The organism is Rhodococcus sp. OK611 (genome assembly GCF_003050885.1).
In the GTDB taxonomy this organism is placed as follows: Bacteria; Actinomycetota; Actinomycetes; order Mycobacteriales; family Mycobacteriaceae; genus Rhodococcus_G; species Rhodococcus_G oryzae.
On record NZ_QAOZ01000001.1, the window covers coordinates 270676 to 290318 of the forward strand.

The window sequence follows — 19643 nt, forward strand, 5'->3', positions numbered from 1 at the left end:
CGGCGCGGCGAAACCCGGGATTGCCGCGTTGCGACCGCCGGTGCCGTCGACAAGAATCGACAGGTGTCGGATCGGGCGCGATGCGCCCTACGCACATGCCCGAAATTCTCACAGGACAAGCGTACTGTTAGACTTGCCGCGATGCGCCCGGCGTGACCGTTTGGTCCGCCGCGATGCGCTTCGCTTCAGCCGTCGGCACAGCCCCGTCGACGGCGAACCTCAATGACGAGTGGAGCTGACGTGAGCACCAGTATTGATTCGTTCGGCGCCAAGGGAACCCTCGAGGTCGGAGAGAACTCGTATGAGATCTTCCGCCTCAACGCCGTTCCCGGCACCGAGAAGTTGCCCTATGCACTGAAGGTCCTGGCAGAGAACCTGCTGCGCACCGAAGACGGCGCGAACATCACCGCCGACCACATCCGCTCGATCGCGAGCTGGGATCCGTCGGCCGACCCGAGCATCGAGATCCAGTTCACCCCGGCCCGCGTGATCATGCAGGACTTCACCGGCGTGCCCTGCATCGTCGACCTCGCCACCATGCGTGAGGCCGTCACCGCTCTCGGCGGCGACCCGAGCAAGGTCAACCCGCTCTCCCCCGCCGACATGGTCATCGACCACTCGGTCATCCTCGACGTCTTCGGCCGCGCCGATGCCCTCGAGCGCAACGTCGACCTCGAGTACCAGCGCAACGGCGAGCGTTACCAGTTCCTGCGCTGGGGCCAGGGCGCGTTCGACGACTTCAAGGTCGTCCCCCCGGGCATGGGCATCGTGCACCAGGTCAACATCGAGTACCTGGCGCCCACCGTCATGATCCGTAACGGCCAGGCATACCCCGACACCTGCGTCGGCACCGACTCGCACACCACCATGGTCAACGGCCTCGGCGTGCTGGGCTGGGGCGTCGGCGGCATCGAGGCCGAGGCCGCGATGCTCGGCCAGCCGGTCTCCATGCTGATCCCGCGCGTCGTCGGCTTCAAGCTGACCGGCGAGATCAAGCCCGGCGTGACCGCCACCGACGTGGTGCTCACCGTCACCGACATGCTGCGCAAGCACGGCGTCGTCGGCAAGTTCGTGGAGTTCTACGGCAAGGGCGTCGCCGAGGTGCCGTTGGCCAACCGCGCCACCCTTGGCAACATGAGCCCCGAGTTCGGTTCCACCGCCGCGATCTTCCCGATCGACGAGGAGACCGTGAACTACCTGCGCCTGACCGGCCGCAGCGAGGAGCAGCTCGCGCTCGTCGAGGCGTACGCCAAGGAACAGGGCATGTGGCACGACGCCGACGCCGAGCCCAACTACTCCGAGTACCTCGAGCTGGATCTCGGCTCCGTCGTGCCGTCCATCGCAGGCCCGAAGCGCCCGCAGGACCGCATCCTGCTCTCGGACTCGAAGAACGCGTTCCGTCGCGACATCCACACCTACGTGGAGGATCACGCCGCAGCCGACCACAGCCAGCTGGACGAGGCCGTCGAGGAGTCCTTCCCCGCGTCCGATCCCGCCGCGCTGTCCTTCGCCGACGACGGTGCGGGCGCCGTGGCGTCGGCCGCGAACGGCGCCGAGGGCCGCCCCTCCAAGCCGGTGCGCGTCACCACCCCGGAGCAGGGCGAGTTCGTGCTCGACCACGGCGCCGTCGTGGTCGCGGGCATCACCTCCTGCACCAACACCTCGAACCCGTCGGTGATGCTGGGCGCCGCCCTGCTGGCCCGCAACGCGGTCGAGAAGGGCCTGTCCACCAAGCCGTGGGTCAAGACCAACATGGCGCCGGGCTCGCAGGTCGTCAACGACTACTACGAGAAGGCCGGCCTCTGGCCGTACCTCGAGAAGCTCGGCTACTACCTCGGTGGCTACGGCTGCACCACCTGCATCGGCAACACCGGTCCCCTGCCGGAGAACATCTCCAAGGCGATCAACGACAACGACCTGTCGGTCACCGCGGTGCTCTCGGGCAACCGCAACTTCGAGGGTCGCATCTCCCCCGACGTCAAGATGAACTACCTGGCCTCCCCGCCGCTGGTCATCGCCTACGGTCTCGCAGGCACCATGGACTTCGACTTCGAGACCGATGCCCTCGGACAGGACCAGGACGGCAACGACGTCTTCCTGAAGGACATCTGGCCCTCGACGCAGGAGATCGAGGCGACCATCGCGTCCTCAATCAACCAGGACATGTTCGTCAACTCCTACGCCAACGTCTTCAAGGGCGACGAGCGCTGGCAGAACCTGTCCACCCCGGAGGGCGACACCTTCGCGTGGGACGAGAACTCGACCTACGTCCGCAAGGCGCCGTACTTCGAGGGCATGACGATGGAGACCACCCCGGTCACCGACATCACGGGCGCCCGCGTCCTTGCGCTGCTGGGCGACTCGGTCACCACCGACCACATCAGCCCGGCAGGCCCCATCAAGCCCGGTACCCCGGCCGCGCAGTACCTGGACGCCAACGGTGTCGAGCGCAAGGACTACAACTCCCTCGGCTCGCGTCGCGGTAACCACGAGGTGATGATCCGCGGCACGTTCGCGAACATCCGCCTGCGCAACCAGCTCCTCGACGACGTCTCGGGCGGCTACACCCGCGACTTCACCCTCGAGGGCGGCCCGCAGTCGTTCATCTACGACGCGTCGCAGAACTACCAGGCCGCAGGCATCCCGCTGGTCGTCCTCGGCGGCAAGGAGTACGGCTCCGGCTCCTCGCGTGACTGGGCCGCCAAGGGCACCAGTCTGCTCGGCGTCAAGGCCGTCATCACCGAGTCGTTCGAGCGCATCCACCGCTCCAACCTCATCGGCATGGGCGTTGTGCCGCTGCAGTTCCCGGTCGGCCAGTCCGCCGCGTCGCTGGACCTGGACGGCACCGAGACCTTCGACATCACGGGCATCGCCAAGCTCAACGAGGGCGTCACCCCGAAGACCATGAAGGTCACGGCCACCAAGACGGACGGCACCAAGGTGGAGTTCGACGCGGTCGTCCGCATCGACACCCCCGGTGAGGCGGACTACTACCGCAACGGCGGCATCCTGCAGTACGTGCTCCGCAACATGATCAAGGGCTAGGCGCTACGCGCCCGTGAGTGTTTTCGGCCCAGATCGGCACTAAGCGCGCACGACCACTTCCAGCGGACAGTTACCGACCGAGGAACGTGGTCGTGCGCGCTTAGTGCATGACGCGACATATCTCGCGAAGGGCCGAAAACACTCACGGGCGACCGACGAAGGAGGGAGCCTAGTGCCGAAGGTCAGCGAAGACCACCTCGCCGCACGGCGGAGCCAGATCCTCGACGGCGCTCGCCGCTGCTTCGCGGAGTACGGCTACGACGGTGCCACCGTGCGCCGCCTCGAGGAGACCACCGGTCTCTCGCGGGGAGCGATTTTCCACCACTTCAAGGACAAGGACGGCCTGTTCCTCGCGCTCGCGCACGAGGACGCCATGCGGATGGCCGATGTCGCCGCGAACCAGGGCCTTGTCCAGGTCATGCGGGACATGCTGGCCCAGCCGGACCAGTTCAACTGGCTCGGCACCCGGCTCGAGATCGCCCGCCGACTCCGGACCGACCCCGAGTTCGCGCGGGGCTGGTCCCAGCGCAGCGCGGAACTGACCGAGGCGACGATCAACCGGCTCGAACGCCAGAAGTCCGCGGGCCGGCTGCGGGACGACCTCCCGACCGATGTGCTGGTCGGTTATCTCGATCTGGTCCTCGACGGGCTCATCGCCCGGATCGCGTCGGGACACGCGGGCGAGAACCTGTCCGCCGTGCTGGACCTGGTCGAGGAATCGGTCCGCCGCAGGGAGTGACGCGATCGGCGCCCGCGATCAATGCGAGAGGCGGCCGCGGCGGTTCGCGCCGCCGCGGCCGCGCAGCGTCACGCCCGCCTCGGTGAGCAGGGCCCGGATGAACCCGTACGAGCGGCCGGTGGCGTCCGCCAGCGTCCGGATGCTGGTGCCCGACTGATAGCGATCCCGCAGCTCCGTCTGCAGGGCCTCCCGCGCACCCCCAGACACCCGGGCGCCCTTGGGTAGTCGCGTGAGCTCGGCCATGGCTGACCTCCGTACAGGAGTGCGCACGAATCCCTCGCGCGCGGCGCGTGCCGTCATTCGGCGGACTTGAGCGAACACTCTCAGGCTAGCCACCCGCGCCGCGCCGCGGCAACGATCAGGCCAGCTGGATCAGTTCCAGGTACTCCTGCGACCAGTGGTCCTCCTGGCCGTCGGGCAGCAGGATGACCCGCTCCGGGTTCAGCGCCTCCGCGGCGCCGGGGTCGTGGGTGACCAGCACGACGGCACCCTTGTAGCTGCGCAGCGCGTCGAGCACCTGCTCGCGCGAGATCGGGTCCAGGTTGTTGGTCGGCTCGTCGAGCAGCAGGACGTTGGCCGCCGAGGAGACCAGGCCTGCCAGCGCGAGGCGCGTCTTCTCACCGCCGGAGAGGGTGCCGGCAGGCTGCTCGAGCTGCGGGCCGGTGAACATGAACGCGCCGAGCAGCGAGCGCAGCTCCTGCTCCCCCGTGTCCGGCGCGGCGTGCCGGATGTTCTCCCACACGCTGGCGTCGTCGTCGAGGGTGTCGTGCTCCTGCGCGAAGTAGCCGACCTTCATCCCGTGACCGGGAACCAACTCGCCGGCATTGGCCTGCTCGGTGCCCGCCAGGATCCGCAGCAGGGTCGTCTTGCCCGCACCGTTGAGCCCGAGCACGACCACCCGGCTGCCGCGGTCGATGGCCAGGTCGACGCCCGCGAAGATCTCCAGCGAGCCGTACATCTTGGTCAGGTTCTTCGCCATCAGCGGCGTCTTGCCGCAGGCCGCGGGCTCCGGGAAGCGGATGTGCGCGACCTTGTCCGAGACCCGGACCTCGTCGAGGGCGGCCATCAGCTTGTCGGCGCGCTTGGCCATGTTCTGGGCCGCGGTCGCCTTCGTCGCCTTGGCGCCGAGCTTGGCGGCCTGCACCCGCAGTGCGCCCGCCTTCTTCTCGGCGTTGGCGCGCTCGCGCCTGCGACGCTGCTCGTCGGTGGCGCGCGCGTCGAGGTATTTCTTCCAGTTCATGTTGTAGATGTCGGCCTCGCCGCGGACCGCGTCCAGGAACCAGACCCGGTTCACGACGTCGCCGAGGAGCTCCACGTCGTGGCTGATCACGATGAGCCCGCCGTCGTGGTTCTGCAGGAACCCGCGCAGCCAGGTGATCGAGTCGGCGTCGAGGTGGTTGGTGGGCTCGTCGAGGAGCAGGGTGGTGTCCGACCGGCCGCCGCTGCCGTCCGAGGCGGCGAACAGGATGCGGGCCAGCTCGACGCGGCGGCGCTGACCACCGGACAGCGTGCGCAGCGGCTGGGCGAGGATCCGGTCCGCGAGCCCGAGGCTGTTGCAGATCCGGGCCGCCTCGCTCTCCGCGACGTAGCCGCCGAGGGACGAGAACCGGTCCTCCAACGCGCCGTACTTGCGCACGGCCTTGTCCAGCTCGGCGCCGTCGACCAGCTCGGCCATCAGGGTCTGCTGCTTTTCCATGTCCCGGATGATGGTGTCCAGGCCGCGCGCGGAGAGCACCCGGTCCTTGGCGAGGACGCTGAGGTCGCCCTCCTTGGGGTCCTGCGGGAGGTATCCGAGGTCGCCGGTGCGGATCACCGAGCCCGCGTAGGGCTCGCCCTCGCCCGCGAGGATGCGCAGCGTGGTGGTCTTGCCTGCACCGTTCCGGCCGACGAGGCCGATCCGGTCGCCTGCCTGGACCCGCAGGGCGGGTCCCGGCGCGGAGAGCAAGGTCCGCACACCGGCACGAACTTCGAGGTCGGTGGCGGTAATCAACTAGAACTCCTAAATGGAAACGGGAAACTTTTTCGTGGCCGGGCAAACGCCGACGGCGCACGAGACACAAGAACGCTCCACTTTACCGTGACATTCCCTGCGGTAGTTGCGCGGCGATGTGATTCGGCTAACGTTCCGCAGATGACGCACCCGAAGGATCTGCAGGGAAAGACGGCGCTGGTCACGGGCGCGAGCCGCGGCATCGGCCGGGCCATCGCGGCCGAATTCCTCGCGCGCGGCGCCGCGGTCGCCATCACCGCCCGCAAGCCGGAGCCGCTGGAGGCCGCCGCGCAGGAGCTTCGTACCGCCGTCGCCGGGGCCGTTGTCCTGCCGATCGCGGGCAACGCGGGCGACGCGGACGCGCGCGCGGAGGCGGTCACGCGGACCGTGGCCGAGCTGGGCTCGCTCGACATCCTGGTCAACAACACCGGCATCAACCCGGTCTTCGGGTCGCTGATGGATGCCGACCTGGACGCGGTCAGGAAGATCTTCGACGTGAACGTGGTCGCCGCTCTCGGCTACATCCAGCAGGCATACAAGGCCTGGATGGGCGAACACGGCGGCGCGGTGGTGAACCTCGCCAGCGTCGGCGGACTGCGATCGACCGGGGTGATCGCCGCCTACGGCGCCTCGAAGGCTGCGCTGATCCGCCTGACCGAGGAACTGGCCTGGCAGCTCGGGCCGAAGATCCGGGTCAACGCGGTGGCCCCTGGCATCGTGAAGACGCAGTTCGCGGCCGCCCTGGTCGCGGCGGGCGAGGATCAGGCCGCCGCCGGCTACCCGATGAAGCGGCTCGGGTCGCCGGAGGACGTCGCGAACCTGGTCGGGTTCCTGGTCTCGGACGCCGCATCCTGGATCACCGGCGAGACGGTCCGGGTAGACGGCGGGCTGCTCTCGACGGGTTCGATGTAGTCATGAGTGTTCGATGTAGTCATGAGTGAGGAGACGCTGTGACCATTCGCCGAGTCGTGCCGGACATCCGCACCGACGATCTGGACGGGAGCCGCAGGTTCTACGGCCTCCTCGGCTTCGTGGAGGTCATGAACCTGGGCTGGGTGAGGACACTGGCGTCGCCGTCGAACCCGACGGCTCAGCTGACGCTCATGGGCGCGGACGCCACCGCGGCCGTCCATCCCGACCTCAGCGTCGAGGTGGACGACGTGGACGCGGTGTACGCGAGCGTCGTCGAGGCGGGCGCGGAGATCGTGCACCCATTGCAGGACGAGGAGTGGGGCGTGCGCCGGTTCTTCGTCCGCGACCCCAACGGCCGCGTGGTCAATGTCGTGAGCCACCAGTGATCCGATGACGACCCGCGAACCGGCGGCCGATCTCGCCGTGGTCGGACTGGGGCCTGCCGGCCGGGCGCTGGCCCACCGGGCCACCGCCGCCGGGCTCGACGTGGTCGCCGTCGATCCGCATCCCGACCGTCGCTGGACGCCCACCTACGCGGCGTGGTGCGACGAGCTGCCGGATTGGCTCGGCGGGCACTCGGTGGCCGCGGCCCGGGTCGACCGGCCCCGGGTGTGGACCACCCGCGAGCACGTGCTGGCGCGGCCCTACTGCGTGCTCGACAACGACGCGTTGCGGGCGGCGCTGGATCTCGGCTCCGCCCGGGTGCTCGCCGGAACCGCCGCCGACGTCGAGCCGGACCGGGTGATCCTCCGGGACGGCAGCCGACTGCGCGCCCGACAGGTGATCGATGCCCGCGGCGCCCGGCCCGCGCGGGGACTGGCGGAGCAGACCGCCTACGGCGTGGTGGTGTCCGGGGAGGCCGCGGTCCCGATCGTCGGGGACGGCGAGGCATGGTTCATGGACTGGCGCGCGGACAACGGTGCGGCACCGGACGAGACCCCGTCGTTCCTCTACGCGGTCCCCCTCGGCCACGACCGGGTCCTCCTCGAGGAGACCTGCCTGGTGGGCAGACCGGGGCTGTCCCAGGAGGTGTTGCGCACGCGCCTGGAGACCAGGCTGCGCGCGCGGAGGGTGCCGGTTGCCGCCAACGGGGAACGCGAACGGGTGCGGTTCCCGGTTCAGGTTCCGCGCGCGGAGGGCGCGACGGCCACGTTCGGCGCCCGCGCCGGGATCATGCACCCCGGCACCGGATACAGCGTCGCCGCCGCGCTGTCCGCCGTCGACGGGCTGGTCGGCGCCATCCTCGACGACGACGATCCGACAGCCGCGCTGTGGCCGCCCGCCGCCCGGGCGGTCCGCGGTCTGCGCGAGGTCGGGCTGCGCGCGCTGCTCCGGCTGCCACCCCCACTCACAACGGAGTTCTTCGAGGCGTTCTTCGACTTGCCCGCCGGCCGACAGCACGCCTATCTCTCCGAGCGTGCCGACCCGGTGGCCGTGGGCCTGGCGATGGCCGCGGTGTTCCGACGAGCCCCGAACCCGGTCCGGCGCACGCTGGCGAGAGCGGCGCTGCCGACCATCAACCCCAGGCGCTGATCTCGGCCACGACCTCGGTGACCGCGCCGGGGACACCGTCGATCGCCCAGACCGCAAGACCAACCGCGACGAGGGTCAGCAGCGGACCGAGCACCACCTTTTCGACCGTGCCGCCTGCCCGGATCGAGAGCATCGACGGCAGGCGCAGCTCCCACCACCGCCTGCGCCCCCAGGGCAGGAACGGCGCGAGGAACGGCACGCCCTCCTTGGTGATCGCATCGCCGAGGCAGTGCACCGCGCATCCGAGGCCAACCGCGACGCCGAGTGCCCTGGAGCCCACCTCGTCCGGGTACCAGGTCCAGGTGAACGCCGAGAGCGCCGCGGCGACGAGGGCGACCGCGATCCAGCCGTTGCGCGCGGCCCAGCTCCCCGCCAGGCCGCGCAGCGCCAGGCCGAGGGTGACGAACAGGGTGCCGATGATCGCCGGGCGCCCGAACTCGATCACCAACGCGGAGATACCCGCGCTCAACGCGATCGCGAACAACGCTGTGTGCGTGAGCGTCCGATGGCCGCCGCGACGCTTGGGGTCCCGTTTCCCGCGGGTGAGCCGGTAGAACCACAACGAGAGCTCGTCCACACCGCGGGCGACCAGCTGGCTGACCGGACCGAAGGACCTCGCGACCGTGGACTGCGCCGTGTCGAGGTCGGGCAGCAGCGCGGCACCCGCGCACACTCCCGCAAAGGTGAACACCTCGGCCGTCGAGGTCGGCCCACCCCATTCGGGTGGAAGAACCTGTGCGGCAAGCAGACCCGCGACCGCGCCGGAAACAGCATGGGTAGCACCCATCACCATGTGAGAGAACGCCTTTCGGAGAAACCGTCGAGCAGTGCCCGATCGGAGCCGCCCACACAAAACTAGCAACCCGCACCGACACGCCACCTCGACAGCCGTCAACGCACGCCGACCCCGCGAACGGTCAGCCCTCCAGCGGCACGCTCCTCGCCAACGGCTTGCCGTCGAGGTTCGCCGGGCGCGGCACGCCGAGGGTCTCCAGCACGATCGGGGTGATGTCGGTGATCGTGTAGCCGTTGTCGATGCCGCCCGCCTGGTATCCATCGCCGCGCGCGATCACGAAAGTCGATGCCTCGTCGGGGGTCTGGCCGCCGTGCCCACCGAACAGCAGGTGACCGTGGTCGGCGGTGACCAGCACGGTCCACCCCTCGCCGGTGTCGCGCTGACGCTGGTCCACCGCAGCAACGATCCTGCCGACCTCGATGTCCTCCGCTTCCACGGCCTAGTTGTACGCGGGGCCGAGGGTGCCGGTCCAGTGCCCGGCCCCGTCCACCTGATCCACCTGGGTGAAGATGAAATCGGGCCGGCCAGGGTCGGTCCTCTCGATCTGGGTGAACGCACTGGGGTACTGGTCGTACCGGGCGCCGGCGAAGGAGTTGTCCTGGACGCCGTGCTCGGCGTTCCAGACACCGGTCAAGATCGTGGACCAGGACGGCGCGGAGATGGTCGGGTGGCCCAGGATCGACGAGGATCCGGTGGTCCCCTCCGCCATCAGCCGGTCCAGGTTCGGGGTGTTGACGGCCTTGATGTGGTCGAGCATCGTTCCGTCGAGTCCGATGACGACGATCTTTGGGGGGCCGTTCGGCGCGACGGCAGCCGGAGGCGTTGCGGCGATCCGATCCTCCTCAACCCAGACCCGCGACCTGGTCCGGTGTCTTGTCGGGACGGAGACCGCGCCAGCTCGGGTGGCGCAGCCTCCCGTCGCCGGTCACCTCCGAGTACCGCACCTCCCCCACGATTTCCGGGCGCACCCAGTGGGCGGTGCGAGCATCCACCGCGGGGACCGCGTCGCCGAACGGCGAGCTGTCCGCGGACGCGTCGGCCAACAGACGCGCCAGCCGCGCCAGGGCGGCATCGCTGAAACCGGTCCCGACCTTGCCGACGTACCGCAGGCCACCGGCGCCCTCCGGCACACCGAGCAGCAGGGATCCGATACCCCCCGACCGACGACCCTCCCCCTGCTGCCAGCCACCCACCACCACCTCGAGGTCCAGGAAATGCTTGAGCTTGAGCCAGGACGCGGATCGGCCTGCCCGGTAGGTCGAGTCCCAGCGCTTGGCGACCAGCCCCTCCATCCGGGCGGTTCGACTGGACTCGAGCGCCTCACCGAGATCCGCGGGCGCCAGCGGGAGCACCCGCCAGGGCTCGTCCTCGTCCAGGCGTATCGCGTCGAGCACCCTGCGCCGGTCCCGGTAGACCTTGGCGCGCAGGGACGTCCCGTCGAGCTGCAGGACGTCGAAGATCTCCAACAGCACCGGGTACTTCTCCGCCGCCGCTCGCACATCGCGCGGCTTCGTCAGGCCCATCCGCTGCTGCAGCCGGCCGAAGCTCGGGGCGCCGTCGTCGCCGAGCACCACGATCTCCCCGTCCACCACGCCCGAATGACCGTGCAGGCCTTCCGGAACGGCCAGCAACTCCGGATAGCCCGCCGTGAGGTCCGATCCGCTGCGGCTGACCAGCCGGACCGTGGACACGCCGCTCTCGGCGTCGTGATCGAAATGCACAAGGGCGCGAATACCGTCCAGCTTCGGCTCCAGGGCCCACACCTCGGGGTCGGCCCTGGACGTGAAGTCCTCCACGGTCACCGCCGACGCCAGCATCGGGGCCAGATCGCTCGCGGCGGCGCGAGATCGGCGCGAGGAACCTGGGCGCTCGGGCTCCGGAGCAGGCGGGATCCCCGGCTGCTCACCCCCCGCTGTTATCCGGTCGAGGACCTCGCGGAAGTCCAACTGGCGCAGTCCCGGCTGGGTCAGCTCGTCCCAGGTCCGCGGGGCGGCCACGTTCGGGATCGCGGTGCCGCGCAGCGAGTACGGCGACACCGTCGTCTTCGACGCCGAGTTCTGACTCCAGTCCACGAATACCCTGCCGGCACGCTCGGCCCTGGTCATCTTGGAGATCACCGACTTCGGCGTCTCCCGTTCGAGTTCGACCGCGATCTTCTTCGCGAACTCCACGCACCGCGCCGCCGTCCAGCCCTCCCCGATCCCGGCGTACAGGTGAATCCCCTTGCTGCCACTGGTCACCGGCAGCGCACCAAGGCCGCTGTCCGCAAGCCGATCACGAACCCGCAGGGCCACCTCGGCACACTCCTCCAGCGTGACGCCCGGCCCCGGGTCGAGGTCGATCACCAGGCGGTCCGGGTCCATCGGTACGCCGCCCGCGCCGAATCTCCATTGCGGCACATGGAACTCGAGCGAGCCCGCCTGAGCGAAATACACCAGCGACGCCAGGTCGTCGACGATCGGGTAGGTGATGGTCTTCGACGAGTGCGTCATGGTCCGGCGATCCACCCAGTCCGGTGTCGACACGTCGACGTTCTTCTGGAAGAACGGCGTCGCGGACGTGCCGTCCGGCCAGCGCTTTCTCGTGACCGGACGACCGGCGAGCAGCGGCACCATCAGCGGCCCGACCGTGGTGAAATACTGCAGGACCTCCGCCTTGGTGGTCCCCGTCTCGGGGTAGAGAACCTTGTCCAGATTGGTCAGGGACAGGCGCCTGCCCTCCACCATCACCGCGGTGTTGTGACTCATGCTCTGCCCACCCATTTTCGGGTACTGCCTGGCCTGATCCCGTCCTGTGCACCATCATGGTTTCATGCGGTCTATTTGGAAAGGCTCCATCGCGTTCGGGCTCGTGAACGTCCCGGTGAAGGTCTACACCGCGACCGAGGACCATGACATCAAGTTCCACCAGGTCCACGGCGCCGATGGCGGCCGCATCAAATACAACCGTGTCTGCCAGGAATGCGGCAAGACCATCCAGTTCGCCGACATCGACAAGGCGTATTCGTCCGAGGACGGGACGCAGGTGATCCTCACCGACGAGGACTTCGACGAGCTGCCCGCCGCCGAGAAGCACGAGATCCCGGTCCTACAGTTCGTGCCGTCCGAGCAGATCGATCCGATCCTGTTCGAGAAGAGCTACTACCTCGAGCCGGACTCCGCCTCCCCCAAGGCCTACCAGCTGCTCGCGTCCACACTGACCGAGAGCGACCGCACCGCGCTGGTGCACTTCACGCTGCGTCAGCGCACCCGGCTCGCCGCACTGCGGGTGCGTGAGGGCGTGCTGGTCATCCAGACCCTGCTCTGGCCCGACGAGGTGCGGGCCGCGGAGTTCGAGACCCTCGACAAGGCGGCCGCTCCGAGCGACAAGGAACTGACGATGGCAAAGTCGTTGGTGGAGTCGATGTCCGAGGACTTCGAGCCCGAGTCGTACACCGACGAGTACCAGATCCAGCTGCAGAAGATGCTCGACGAGGCGATCAAGAACGGCGGCAAGAAGGTCACCCCGCCGGAGGAGGTCGCCGCACACAAGGAGGACGCGGAGGTCGTGGACCTGGTCGCCGCCCTGCAGCGCAGCGTCGATGCGGCGAAGTCGGGCAAGTCCGGCGAGGCTGCCCCGAAGGCCGCGCCCGCGAAGAAGTCCGCGGCCAAGAAGGCACCCGCCAAGCGCTCCCCCACCCGCAAGACCGGCTGAACCGCCCCGCGGGATCGCGTCCCCCTCCCGTGGACAGATAGTCTGCGCACAGATAGTCTTCACAAAGATCATCTACCGAGGAGCACACCATGTGGGAGTACGAACACAGCATCGACACCGCGGCCACCCCCGAGTCGATCTGGCGCCTGTGGGCTGACGTCGAGAACTGGGTCACCTGGAACGCCGATATCGAGCACATCGAGATCCGGGGCGACTTCGCCGACGGCACCGAGATCATCATGAAACCCGCAGGCGACGAACCGGTGCACCTGCGCCTTGCCGAGGTCACCGAGAACCGGTTGTTCGTGGACGAGGCCGAGATCGAGGGCCTGACCTTGCGCACCGCGCATCGCGCCGAGCCCCTCGCCGACGGCGGCACCCGGGTCACGTACCGGATGGAGGTCACCGGTGCCGGCGCCGACGTGGTCGGCCCCGAGATCGGGCCCGCGGTCACCGGCGACTGGCCCGACACCATGGCGACCCTCGTCGCGAAGGCACTCGATCATGCCGCTTCGGCCCGGTGAGAGCCCGGGGTTCCTGCTCTGGCACGCCACCCTGCGCTGGCAGCGTGGCATCGCCGAGGCGCTCGAACCCCTCGGGCTCACCCACGTCCAATTCGTCCTGCTGGCCTGCACCTGGTGGCTCAACACCCACGACGAGAACCCGAACCAACTCGCCGTGGCTCGCCAGGCCGGAACCGATGTGAAGATGACCTCGCAGGTATTGCGCACGCTGGAGAAGAAGGGACTGATCGAGCGCCACGTCGATCCCGCGGACACCCGAGCCAAGTTGCTGCGGGTCACCGACTCCGGCGCCGCACTGGCGCCGCGGGCGATCGAGGCGGTCGAGGAGGTCGACCGGCGGTTCTTCGAGCCGGTGGACCGCGGTGAGGCCACCGAGCTGCTGCGACGCCTCGCCCCGATGTGATGGAAGGCCGGCTATCCGGCCTGGTCCTTGACCAGGGCGAAGTAGAAATGCTCGCCGCCGTCGAGCACGTCCTTGCCGTTCATGATGCCCATCAGGGTCCGATCATCGACGCGCTTGAAGTGGTCGAACACCGGCATCCCGTCGTAGATCATCGTCGCGGTGCACTCGCCCCTGAACTCCACCATCCACAGGCTCGCCTCCCCCTTGCCCGCCGCCACGTCGGAGTAGAGCTCGCCGTCCGGCCCGCGGCACAGCAGCGGCTGTACATCGAATCGCGCTCCGAAGTTCTTGCCATACCACCCGGACCTGGCGAGCAACCTGCCCGTGCGATGCCCTGTCTCGAAGCCGCTGCCCCGCCATCTGCCCTCGAGCTCATCGATGTGCACGGTCGGCAGCGCCGCCCAGATTCCATCGAGATCGCGCGGATCGACGGGCACTTCACTCTCGAGCAGCTCCCGGAATCTCTGTGTGTCGGCCACGGCCTCTTCCTGTCTTCGGATGAATCGGTCGGTTGACTGCGGTAGTTCAGAACGTGAGCACCGGCTTGACCACGGCCCCGCTCGCCGCCGCCGCGAGCGCCGTCTCGATCTCGTCGAACGGGAAAGTCGTGATCATCCCCCCGAAGGGGAAGCGCCCGGCCCGCCAGAGGCCGATGAGCTCGGGAATGAACATCCGCGGGTCGACGTCGCCCTCGATGACACCGGTCACGCTGCGGCCCATCAACAGGCTCGACTGGTCGAGAAGCACCGGGTTGCGTCGACCTCGCAGGCCCACGGTCGCGCAACTGCCCGGCGAACGCAGCGCGGCAACCGCCAGGTTCAGGACTTCCTCGCTGCTGACGGTGTCCACGCTGTGGTCCGCGCCGCCACCGGTCAGCCTGCGCAGCTCGCGGCCGAGCCCGGGGCCCGCGCTGTCCAGCGCCGCGGTGGCGCCGAGCGTGAGGGCCAGTGCCCGGCGGGCGGGCAGCGGATCGACCACGATGACGGTCGCGCATCCGATGGCGGCGGCCGCCAGGACCGACCCGAGCCCGACCGCACCGGCGCCGAAGACGACGACCGAGGAGCCCGGCTGGGGTCGCAACACCCGCATCAGCGCGCCCGCGCCGGTCTGGATGCCGCAGCCGAGGGGCCCGAGCAACGCCAGCGGGAGGTCGTCCGCGACCTTGACCGCACCCGCCTCGCCCACCACGGCGTGTGTCGCGAAGGAGGACTGACCGAACCACCCGCCGTGCACGTCCTCGGCTCCGGACCGCAGCGTGGTAGTGCCGTCCGGCCGGTACCCCGAGTAGTTGAGCGCGGCGAAACCCGCACAGTAGGCCGGGTGGCCCCCTTTGCAGTTCCGGCAGCTCCGACACGACGCGAAGCTCAGGACGACGTGATCACCGGGGCGGAGCGAGTCGACGCCCGGCCCGATCGACTCCACCACGCCCGATCCTTCGTGTCCGAGAACGGCAGGCAGCGGAAAGGGAATCCTCCCCGCGGCCGCCGTCAGATCGGTGTGACAGATGCCGACGCCGGCCATCCGCACCAGGATCTCCCGATCCCTCAGCGTGTCGGTCTGGATGTCACGGATCCGGGCGGGCTCGCCGTATCCGGACAGCACCGCGGCCCGGCGTCCAACCACCACACCCACCTCCACAGAGTTGAGAACTGCCGTTAACTTACGGGTCCGCACCGGGTCGATCCCAGCCAAATGAGCGTATCGTCCGATGTGAGATGGATCACACGGATCGCGTGGCGCCTGGCCCCGACTGTCCGGCCGAGGAGACCGATCGTCGTTGTGGCCACCTGCCAGGCAAGGAGGTGGGCGATGATCAGCACCAGTTCCCCCTTCACCGCGGAGCCGGCTCCGTGCGGACACGCCGTGGACGGGCGACGCCACCAGGAGAACGACGACGCGGGATTGCTCATCGACGACCGCGTCTACGCGTGCGGTTGCCGCGTGATCCGCCACGAGTATCACGACGGATCCGTGCGCATCAAGACGATTCGGCACGACGGCAAGGTCCTGGCGGATGAGCACAGCGGCAACCACGAGGCCTGAGCGATGACCGCATTCCACTCTGTCGTCATCGTCGGCGGCGGTGGCGCCGGACTGCGTGCGGCCATCTCGATCGCGGAATCCGACCCGAACCGCAGCGTTGCGATCGTGTCGAAGGTCTACCCGATGCGCAGCCACACCGTCTCCGCGGAGGGTGGCGCCGCCGCGGTCATCGCCCCGGACGACTCCCTCGACGAGCACGCCTATGACACCGTGTCCGGCAGCGATTGGCTCTGCGACCAGGACGCCGTCGAGGCATTCATCGACGAAGCGCCGAAGGAGCTGCTCCGCCTGGAGCACTGGGGCTGCCCGTGGAGCAGACAACCGGACGGGCACATCGCCGTGCGCGCGTTCGGCGGGATGAAGAGGAAACGCACCTGGTTCGCCGCCGACAAGACCGGATTCCACCTGCTGCACACCCTCTTCCAGAAGGCGCTGTCGTACCCGGACATCGTGCGCTACGACGAGTGGTTCGCCACCACGCTGCTCGTCGACGACGGGCGGGTGCGGGGCGTGGTGGCCATCGAGCTGTCCACCGGCCGGATCGAGACGATCGTCGCCGACGCCGTCATCGTGTGCACCGGGGGCTGCGGCAGGGTGTTCCCGTTCACCACCAACGCCACCATCAAGACCGGCGACGGGATGGCCCTGGCCTACCGGGCCGGGGCAGGTCTGAAGGACATGGAGTTCGTCCAGTACCACCCGACCGGATTGCCGTTCACCGGCATCCTCATCACGGAGGCCGCCCGGGCCGAGGGCGGTTGGCTGATCAACAAGGACGGGTATCGCTACCTCCAGGACTACGACCTCGGCACGCCCACGCCGGGACCGGTGCTGCGCAGCATGGAGTTGGGGCCGCGGGACCGGCTCTCCCAGGCCTTCGTGCACGAGCAGGAGAAGGGCAGGACGATCGACACGCCCGACGGACCGATCGTCCACCTGGACCTGCGTCATCTCGGCGCCGACGTCATCGACGCGAAGCTGCCGTTCGTCAGGGAACTGTGCGCGAGCTACCAGAACATCGACCCGGTCCACGAGCTGGTCCCGGTACGCCCGGTCGTGCACTACATGATGGGCGGGATCCACACCGACCTGCACGGAGCCACCGATCTGACCGGGCTGTACTCCGCGGGCGAGGTCGCCTGTGTCAGCATCAACGGCGCCAACCGTCTCGGTTCGAACTCGCTGCCGGAGCTGCTCGTCTTCGGCGCCCGTGCCGGAGAGGCCGCCACCGCATACGCTGCGGCGGCTCACACCGCCGGTCCCACCGCAGCGATCGAGGCGCAGGGACGCGACGAGCAACGTCGACTCGAACGCGAACTCGCTCGTCACGACGGCGCGGGCGGTCCAAGGCCCGACCGGATCGCCGACATCCGAACCGGGATGCAGGAGGCGATGGAGTCCGGCGCCGGCATCTACCGGGACCAGCGCACCCTGCGCACGGCGATCGATCGGATCCGCGAACTGAAGCAGCGCTACGCGGCCGCCGTCATCGATGATCACAGCCGGACGTTCAACACAGAACTGATCGCCACTCTCGAACTCTCGGGGATGTTGGACGTCGCCGAGTGCATCGTCGACAGCGCGCTGCGGCGCGAGGAGTCCAGAGGTGCCCACCAGCGCACCGACTTCCCGGACCGCGACGACGACAGATACCTGGCTCATTCACTGATCCACCGGCAACCGGATGGCGAGGCTCGGGTCTCGTATCTGCCGGTGACGATCACCCGCTGGCCCCCGGGGCAACGGGTATACGGGAGGTGAGCGATGGCCGACCACGACACCATCGCCGTCGAGGTCACGCGGTACCGGCCGGAGCAGGAGTCCGTGCCCGCGCCGCAGTGCTATCGGGTCCCACTGCGTAAGGAGTGGACCATCCTCGACGGACTCAACCACATCAAGGACCGGCTGGACGGCACGCTGTCCTACCGATGGTCCTGCCGGATGGGGATCTGCGGCAGCTGCGGCATGACGGTCAACGGCGAGCCGAAGCTGGCCTGTTCGACGTTCCTGACCGACTACGCCCCCGGATCGATTCGGGTCGAACCGATGCGGAACTTCCCGGTGATCCGCGACCTCGTCGTCGACATCAGCGACTTCATGGCCAAGCTGCCCAAGGTCAAGCCCTGGCTGATCCGCGCGGACCAGGACGAGCCAGAGGACGGCGAGTACCTGCAGACGCCCGAAGAAAAGGACGCGTACCAGCGCTACAGCATGTGCATCAACTGCATGCTCTGCTACTCGGCCTGCCCGGTGTACGCCCTCGAACCCACCTTCCTCGGGCCCGCGGTGATCGCACTCGGTCAGCGCTACAACCTGGATTCCCGCGACCAGGGCGCCGAGGACCGGCGCGATGTGCTGGCCTCGGCGGAGGGCGCGTGGGCCTGCACCCTCGTCGGCGAGTGCAGCGTGGCGTGCCCCAAGGGCGTCGACCCCGCAGGCGCGATCCAGCGCTACAAGCTGACCGCGGCGACCAGGTCGCTCAAGGAGTTCCTGCTACCCCGGGGTGCGCGATGACCGCCGAGGGTACCGGCATCGTTCCTGCGCGCCGGTACCGTCAGCCGGTGTCGCGGCTGTGGTGGCTGCGGCGCCGGTCCTACCTGCTGTTCGCGCTGCGCGAGCTGTCCTGCGTGTTCGTGGCGTGGTTCGTCGCGTTCACGCTGATGCTGGTCGTCGCGGTCGGCTCCGGCCCCGAGTCCTATCGGGACTTCCTCGACTGGAGTGCGCGCCCATGGGTGATCGCCCTCAACGTGATCGCGGCGGCGTTCGTGCTGCTGCACGCCGTGACCTGGTTCAACCTGGCCCCCAAGGCGATGGTGGTCCGGTTGGGCGGACGCCCCGTTCGGCCTGCCGCGGTGGTCGCCGCACATTACCTGCTGTGGATCGTGTGTTCGATCATCGCGGTGTGGGTGATCCTGCGATGACGACGGCACCGAATCCGACCGGGCGGGCCAACACCAGGCGGTCCCCCGAACCGATGTTCTGGCTGCTGTTCAGCGGGGGCGGGATGGCCGCCGCCCTGCTCGCTCCCGCCCTGCTGATCCTGTTCGGCGTCGCGATACCGCTCGGCTGGATCCAGGCGCCCGACCATCAACACCTGCACTCCGTGCTGCGCAACCCGATCACGGTGCTGGTGCTCATCGGGCTCTGCGTGCTCGCGCTGTTCCACGCGGCGCACCGCTTGCGGTTCCTGCTGCAGCACGGCCTGCGGCTCGGCGGGGCGCGGGGTCCGCTCGCGGTGTTGTGTTACGGCACCGCCGCGGTCGGCTCCGTCGTGGCCGCGTATCTGTTGATCACGGCGTGAGAGGCAATCCCGGGATGCTCGGCCCGAGTACTTCTGGACGCACGTAACGAATTGTCGGTTTCTCCCGATTTTCGTGTGTCGGCACTCCGAATCATCGCGGGGCTTTGACATGATCGGAAACGGTTAGTTTCAACAAACAGGGGAGATTATGTACATGAACGGCAACACCTTTCGACGCATAGCAACCGCTGCGGCGGTATCGGCCGGAATCGCGGGGGGCCTCGTCGCGGGCGCCGGATCGGCAGCGGCAGAAACACAGGTCGTACCCATGAGCACATGCTTCGGCCTGAGCCCGTACATCGTCGACCAGCCGTACATCGCCAGCAGGGCATTCTTCTATCAGGACGGACCCGGCACCGGCAACCTCACCCTCGCCGACGTGTCGAGCCTCTGGTTCTTCGCCCCGCCCTACCTGTCGGACACCCGCCTCGACTGGCACAACAAGACCACCGGGGCCAGGGGCACTCTCACCGCGACCACGCCGATCGGTATGGGCAGCTCCGTCAACCTCCGTCTCAACAGCGGTCCCGGTGACGTCGAGATCACCAGGAGTGCGGTCAACCGGAATGCGCTGTGGAGCATCCCGACCACGTCCTGCACCGGTACGGTGCGCGTCAACTGATCCCCATGACCGCATGACAAAGGCGCCAGACCCGATCACTCG

Annotated in this window: 22 protein-coding genes; 14 read left to right on the forward strand and 8 right to left on the reverse strand. The window is 68.7% G+C overall.

Features of this window, described 5'->3' with window-relative positions; all coding sequences use genetic code 11:
• The first annotated feature begins 222 nt into the window (after positions 1–222).
• Both C8K38_RS01050 and C8K38_RS01055 read left to right on the forward strand, forming a co-directional pair.
• Positions 223–3045, forward strand: coding sequence for an aconitate hydratase (locus C8K38_RS01050; RefSeq protein WP_179800407.1), 2823 nt, complete (start codon positions 223–225; stop codon positions 3043–3045).
• Positions 3046–3217: 172 nt separating this feature from the next.
• The gene (locus C8K38_RS01055) at positions 3218–3784 is read left to right on the forward strand and encodes a TetR/AcrR family transcriptional regulator (RefSeq protein ID WP_077041562.1); all 567 of its coding nucleotides are present in this window, start codon (positions 3218–3220) and stop codon (positions 3782–3784) included.
• Between the two features lie 18 nt (positions 3785–3802).
• On the opposite strand, the gene C8K38_RS01060 is transcribed toward C8K38_RS01055, so the two are convergent.
• Together C8K38_RS01060 and C8K38_RS01065 are read right to left on the reverse strand one after the other, a co-directional pair.
• Positions 3803–4027, reverse strand: coding sequence for a helix-turn-helix domain-containing protein (locus C8K38_RS01060; protein WP_077041561.1), 225 nt, complete (start codon positions 4025–4027; stop codon positions 3803–3805).
• 115 nt (positions 4028–4142) lie between these two features.
• Complete coding sequence (locus C8K38_RS01065; protein WP_077043665.1) at positions 4143–5774, reverse strand: ABC-F family ATP-binding cassette domain-containing protein; 1632 nt, start codon at positions 5772–5774, stop codon at positions 4143–4145.
• 141 nt (positions 5775–5915) lie between these two features.
• Here C8K38_RS01065 and C8K38_RS01070 point away from each other — a divergent pair, with 141 nt between their 5' ends.
• The 3 genes from C8K38_RS01070 to C8K38_RS01080 are packed head-to-tail and all read left to right on the forward strand — an operon-like array spanning position 5916 to position 8219.
• Positions 5916–6686, forward strand: a complete 771-nt coding sequence (locus tag C8K38_RS01070) for an SDR family oxidoreductase (protein ID WP_097209832.1) — start codon at positions 5916–5918, stop codon at positions 6684–6686.
• Positions 6687–6724: 38 nt separating this feature from the next.
• Positions 6725–7072: a VOC family protein gene (locus tag C8K38_RS01075; protein ID WP_097209833.1), complete on the forward strand. Its 348-nt coding sequence runs from the start codon at positions 6725–6727 to the stop codon at positions 7070–7072.
• A 4-nt stretch (positions 7073–7076) separates the two neighbouring features.
• On the forward strand, positions 7077–8219 hold the full coding sequence (locus tag C8K38_RS01080) for a lycopene cyclase family protein (RefSeq protein ID WP_097209834.1): 1143 nt from the start codon (positions 7077–7079) through the stop codon (positions 8217–8219).
• Here C8K38_RS01080 and C8K38_RS01085 read toward each other — a convergent pair.
• The 4 genes from C8K38_RS01085 to ligD form a co-directional block, all read right to left on the reverse strand.
• Complete coding sequence (locus C8K38_RS01085) at positions 8203–9012, reverse strand: metal-dependent hydrolase (protein WP_097209835.1); 810 nt, start codon at positions 9010–9012, stop codon at positions 8203–8205. The genes C8K38_RS01080 and C8K38_RS01085 overlap by 17 nt on opposite strands.
• A 124-nt stretch (positions 9013–9136) precedes the next feature.
• Positions 9137–9451 carry a hypothetical protein gene (locus tag C8K38_RS27455; RefSeq protein WP_245220923.1) on the reverse strand — a complete coding sequence of 105 codons (315 nt, stop codon included), beginning with the start codon at positions 9449–9451 and terminating at the stop codon, positions 9137–9139.
• A 3-nt stretch (positions 9452–9454) separates the two neighbouring features.
• On the reverse strand, positions 9455–9847 hold the full coding sequence (locus C8K38_RS27460; RefSeq protein WP_306455708.1) for an alkaline phosphatase family protein: 393 nt from the start codon (positions 9845–9847) through the stop codon (positions 9455–9457).
• Positions 9848–9857: 10 nt separating this feature from the next.
• Entirely contained in the window at positions 9858–11762 is a 1905-nt protein-coding gene (gene ligD, locus C8K38_RS01095; protein WP_097209836.1) for a non-homologous end-joining DNA ligase, read from the reverse strand.
• A 64-nt stretch (positions 11763–11826) separates the two neighbouring features.
• Between ligD and ku the strand changes: the two genes are divergently transcribed.
• From ku to C8K38_RS01110, 3 genes are all read left to right on the forward strand, one after another.
• Positions 11827–12708, forward strand: a complete 882-nt coding sequence (ku, locus tag C8K38_RS01100) for a non-homologous end joining protein Ku (RefSeq protein WP_097209837.1) — start codon at positions 11827–11829, stop codon at positions 12706–12708.
• Between the two features lie 89 nt (positions 12709–12797).
• Positions 12798–13232 carry an SRPBCC family protein gene (locus C8K38_RS01105; RefSeq protein ID WP_097209838.1) on the forward strand — a complete coding sequence of 145 codons (435 nt, stop codon included), beginning with the start codon at positions 12798–12800 and terminating at the stop codon, positions 13230–13232.
• Positions 13213–13635, forward strand: coding sequence for a MarR family winged helix-turn-helix transcriptional regulator (locus C8K38_RS01110; protein ID WP_097209839.1), 423 nt, complete (start codon positions 13213–13215; stop codon positions 13633–13635). The genes C8K38_RS01105 and C8K38_RS01110 overlap by 20 nt, the downstream gene beginning before the upstream one ends.
• A gap of 11 nt (positions 13636–13646) precedes the next feature.
• On the opposite strand, the gene C8K38_RS01115 is transcribed toward C8K38_RS01110, so the two are convergent.
• Together C8K38_RS01115 and C8K38_RS01120 are read right to left on the reverse strand one after the other, a co-directional pair.
• Positions 13647–14114: a DUF4334 domain-containing protein gene (locus C8K38_RS01115; RefSeq protein ID WP_097209840.1), complete on the reverse strand. Its 468-nt coding sequence runs from the start codon at positions 14112–14114 to the stop codon at positions 13647–13649.
• Between the two features lie 46 nt (positions 14115–14160).
• Positions 14161–15258 (reverse strand): NAD(P)-dependent alcohol dehydrogenase, encoded by a 1098-nt coding sequence (locus C8K38_RS01120; RefSeq protein WP_097209974.1) that lies wholly within the window; start codon positions 15256–15258, stop codon positions 14161–14163.
• Positions 15259–15444: 186 nt separating this feature from the next.
• Between C8K38_RS01120 and C8K38_RS01125 the strand changes: the two genes are divergently transcribed.
• The 6 genes from C8K38_RS01125 to C8K38_RS01150 all read left to right on the forward strand — a co-directional run bounded on the left by C8K38_RS01125 (position 15445) and on the right by C8K38_RS01150 (position 19601).
• Positions 15445–15678: a hypothetical protein gene (locus tag C8K38_RS01125; protein WP_097209841.1), complete on the forward strand. Its 234-nt coding sequence runs from the start codon at positions 15445–15447 to the stop codon at positions 15676–15678.
• 3 nt (positions 15679–15681) lie between these two features.
• Positions 15682–17439 carry a fumarate reductase (quinol) flavoprotein subunit gene (gene frdA / locus C8K38_RS01130; RefSeq protein ID WP_097209842.1) on the forward strand — a complete coding sequence of 586 codons (1758 nt, stop codon included), beginning with the start codon at positions 15682–15684 and terminating at the stop codon, positions 17437–17439.
• A 3-nt stretch (positions 17440–17442) separates the two neighbouring features.
• Positions 17443–18192, forward strand: a complete 750-nt coding sequence (sdhB, locus tag C8K38_RS01135; RefSeq protein ID WP_097209843.1) for a succinate dehydrogenase iron-sulfur subunit — start codon at positions 17443–17445, stop codon at positions 18190–18192.
• Positions 18189–18599: a fumarate reductase subunit C gene (locus tag C8K38_RS01140; protein ID WP_097209844.1), complete on the forward strand. Its 411-nt coding sequence runs from the start codon at positions 18189–18191 to the stop codon at positions 18597–18599. Before sdhB ends, C8K38_RS01140 begins: the two co-directional genes overlap by 4 nt.
• A complete protein-coding gene (frdD, locus tag C8K38_RS01145) occupies positions 18596–18979 on the forward strand; it encodes a fumarate reductase subunit FrdD (protein WP_097209845.1) in 384 nt (127 codons plus the stop codon). Before C8K38_RS01140 ends, frdD begins: the two co-directional genes overlap by 4 nt.
• A 268-nt stretch (positions 18980–19247) precedes the next feature.
• Positions 19248–19601, forward strand: coding sequence for a hypothetical protein (locus tag C8K38_RS01150; protein WP_245220920.1), 354 nt, complete (start codon positions 19248–19250; stop codon positions 19599–19601).
• The last annotated feature ends 42 nt before the right edge of the window (positions 19602–19643 follow it).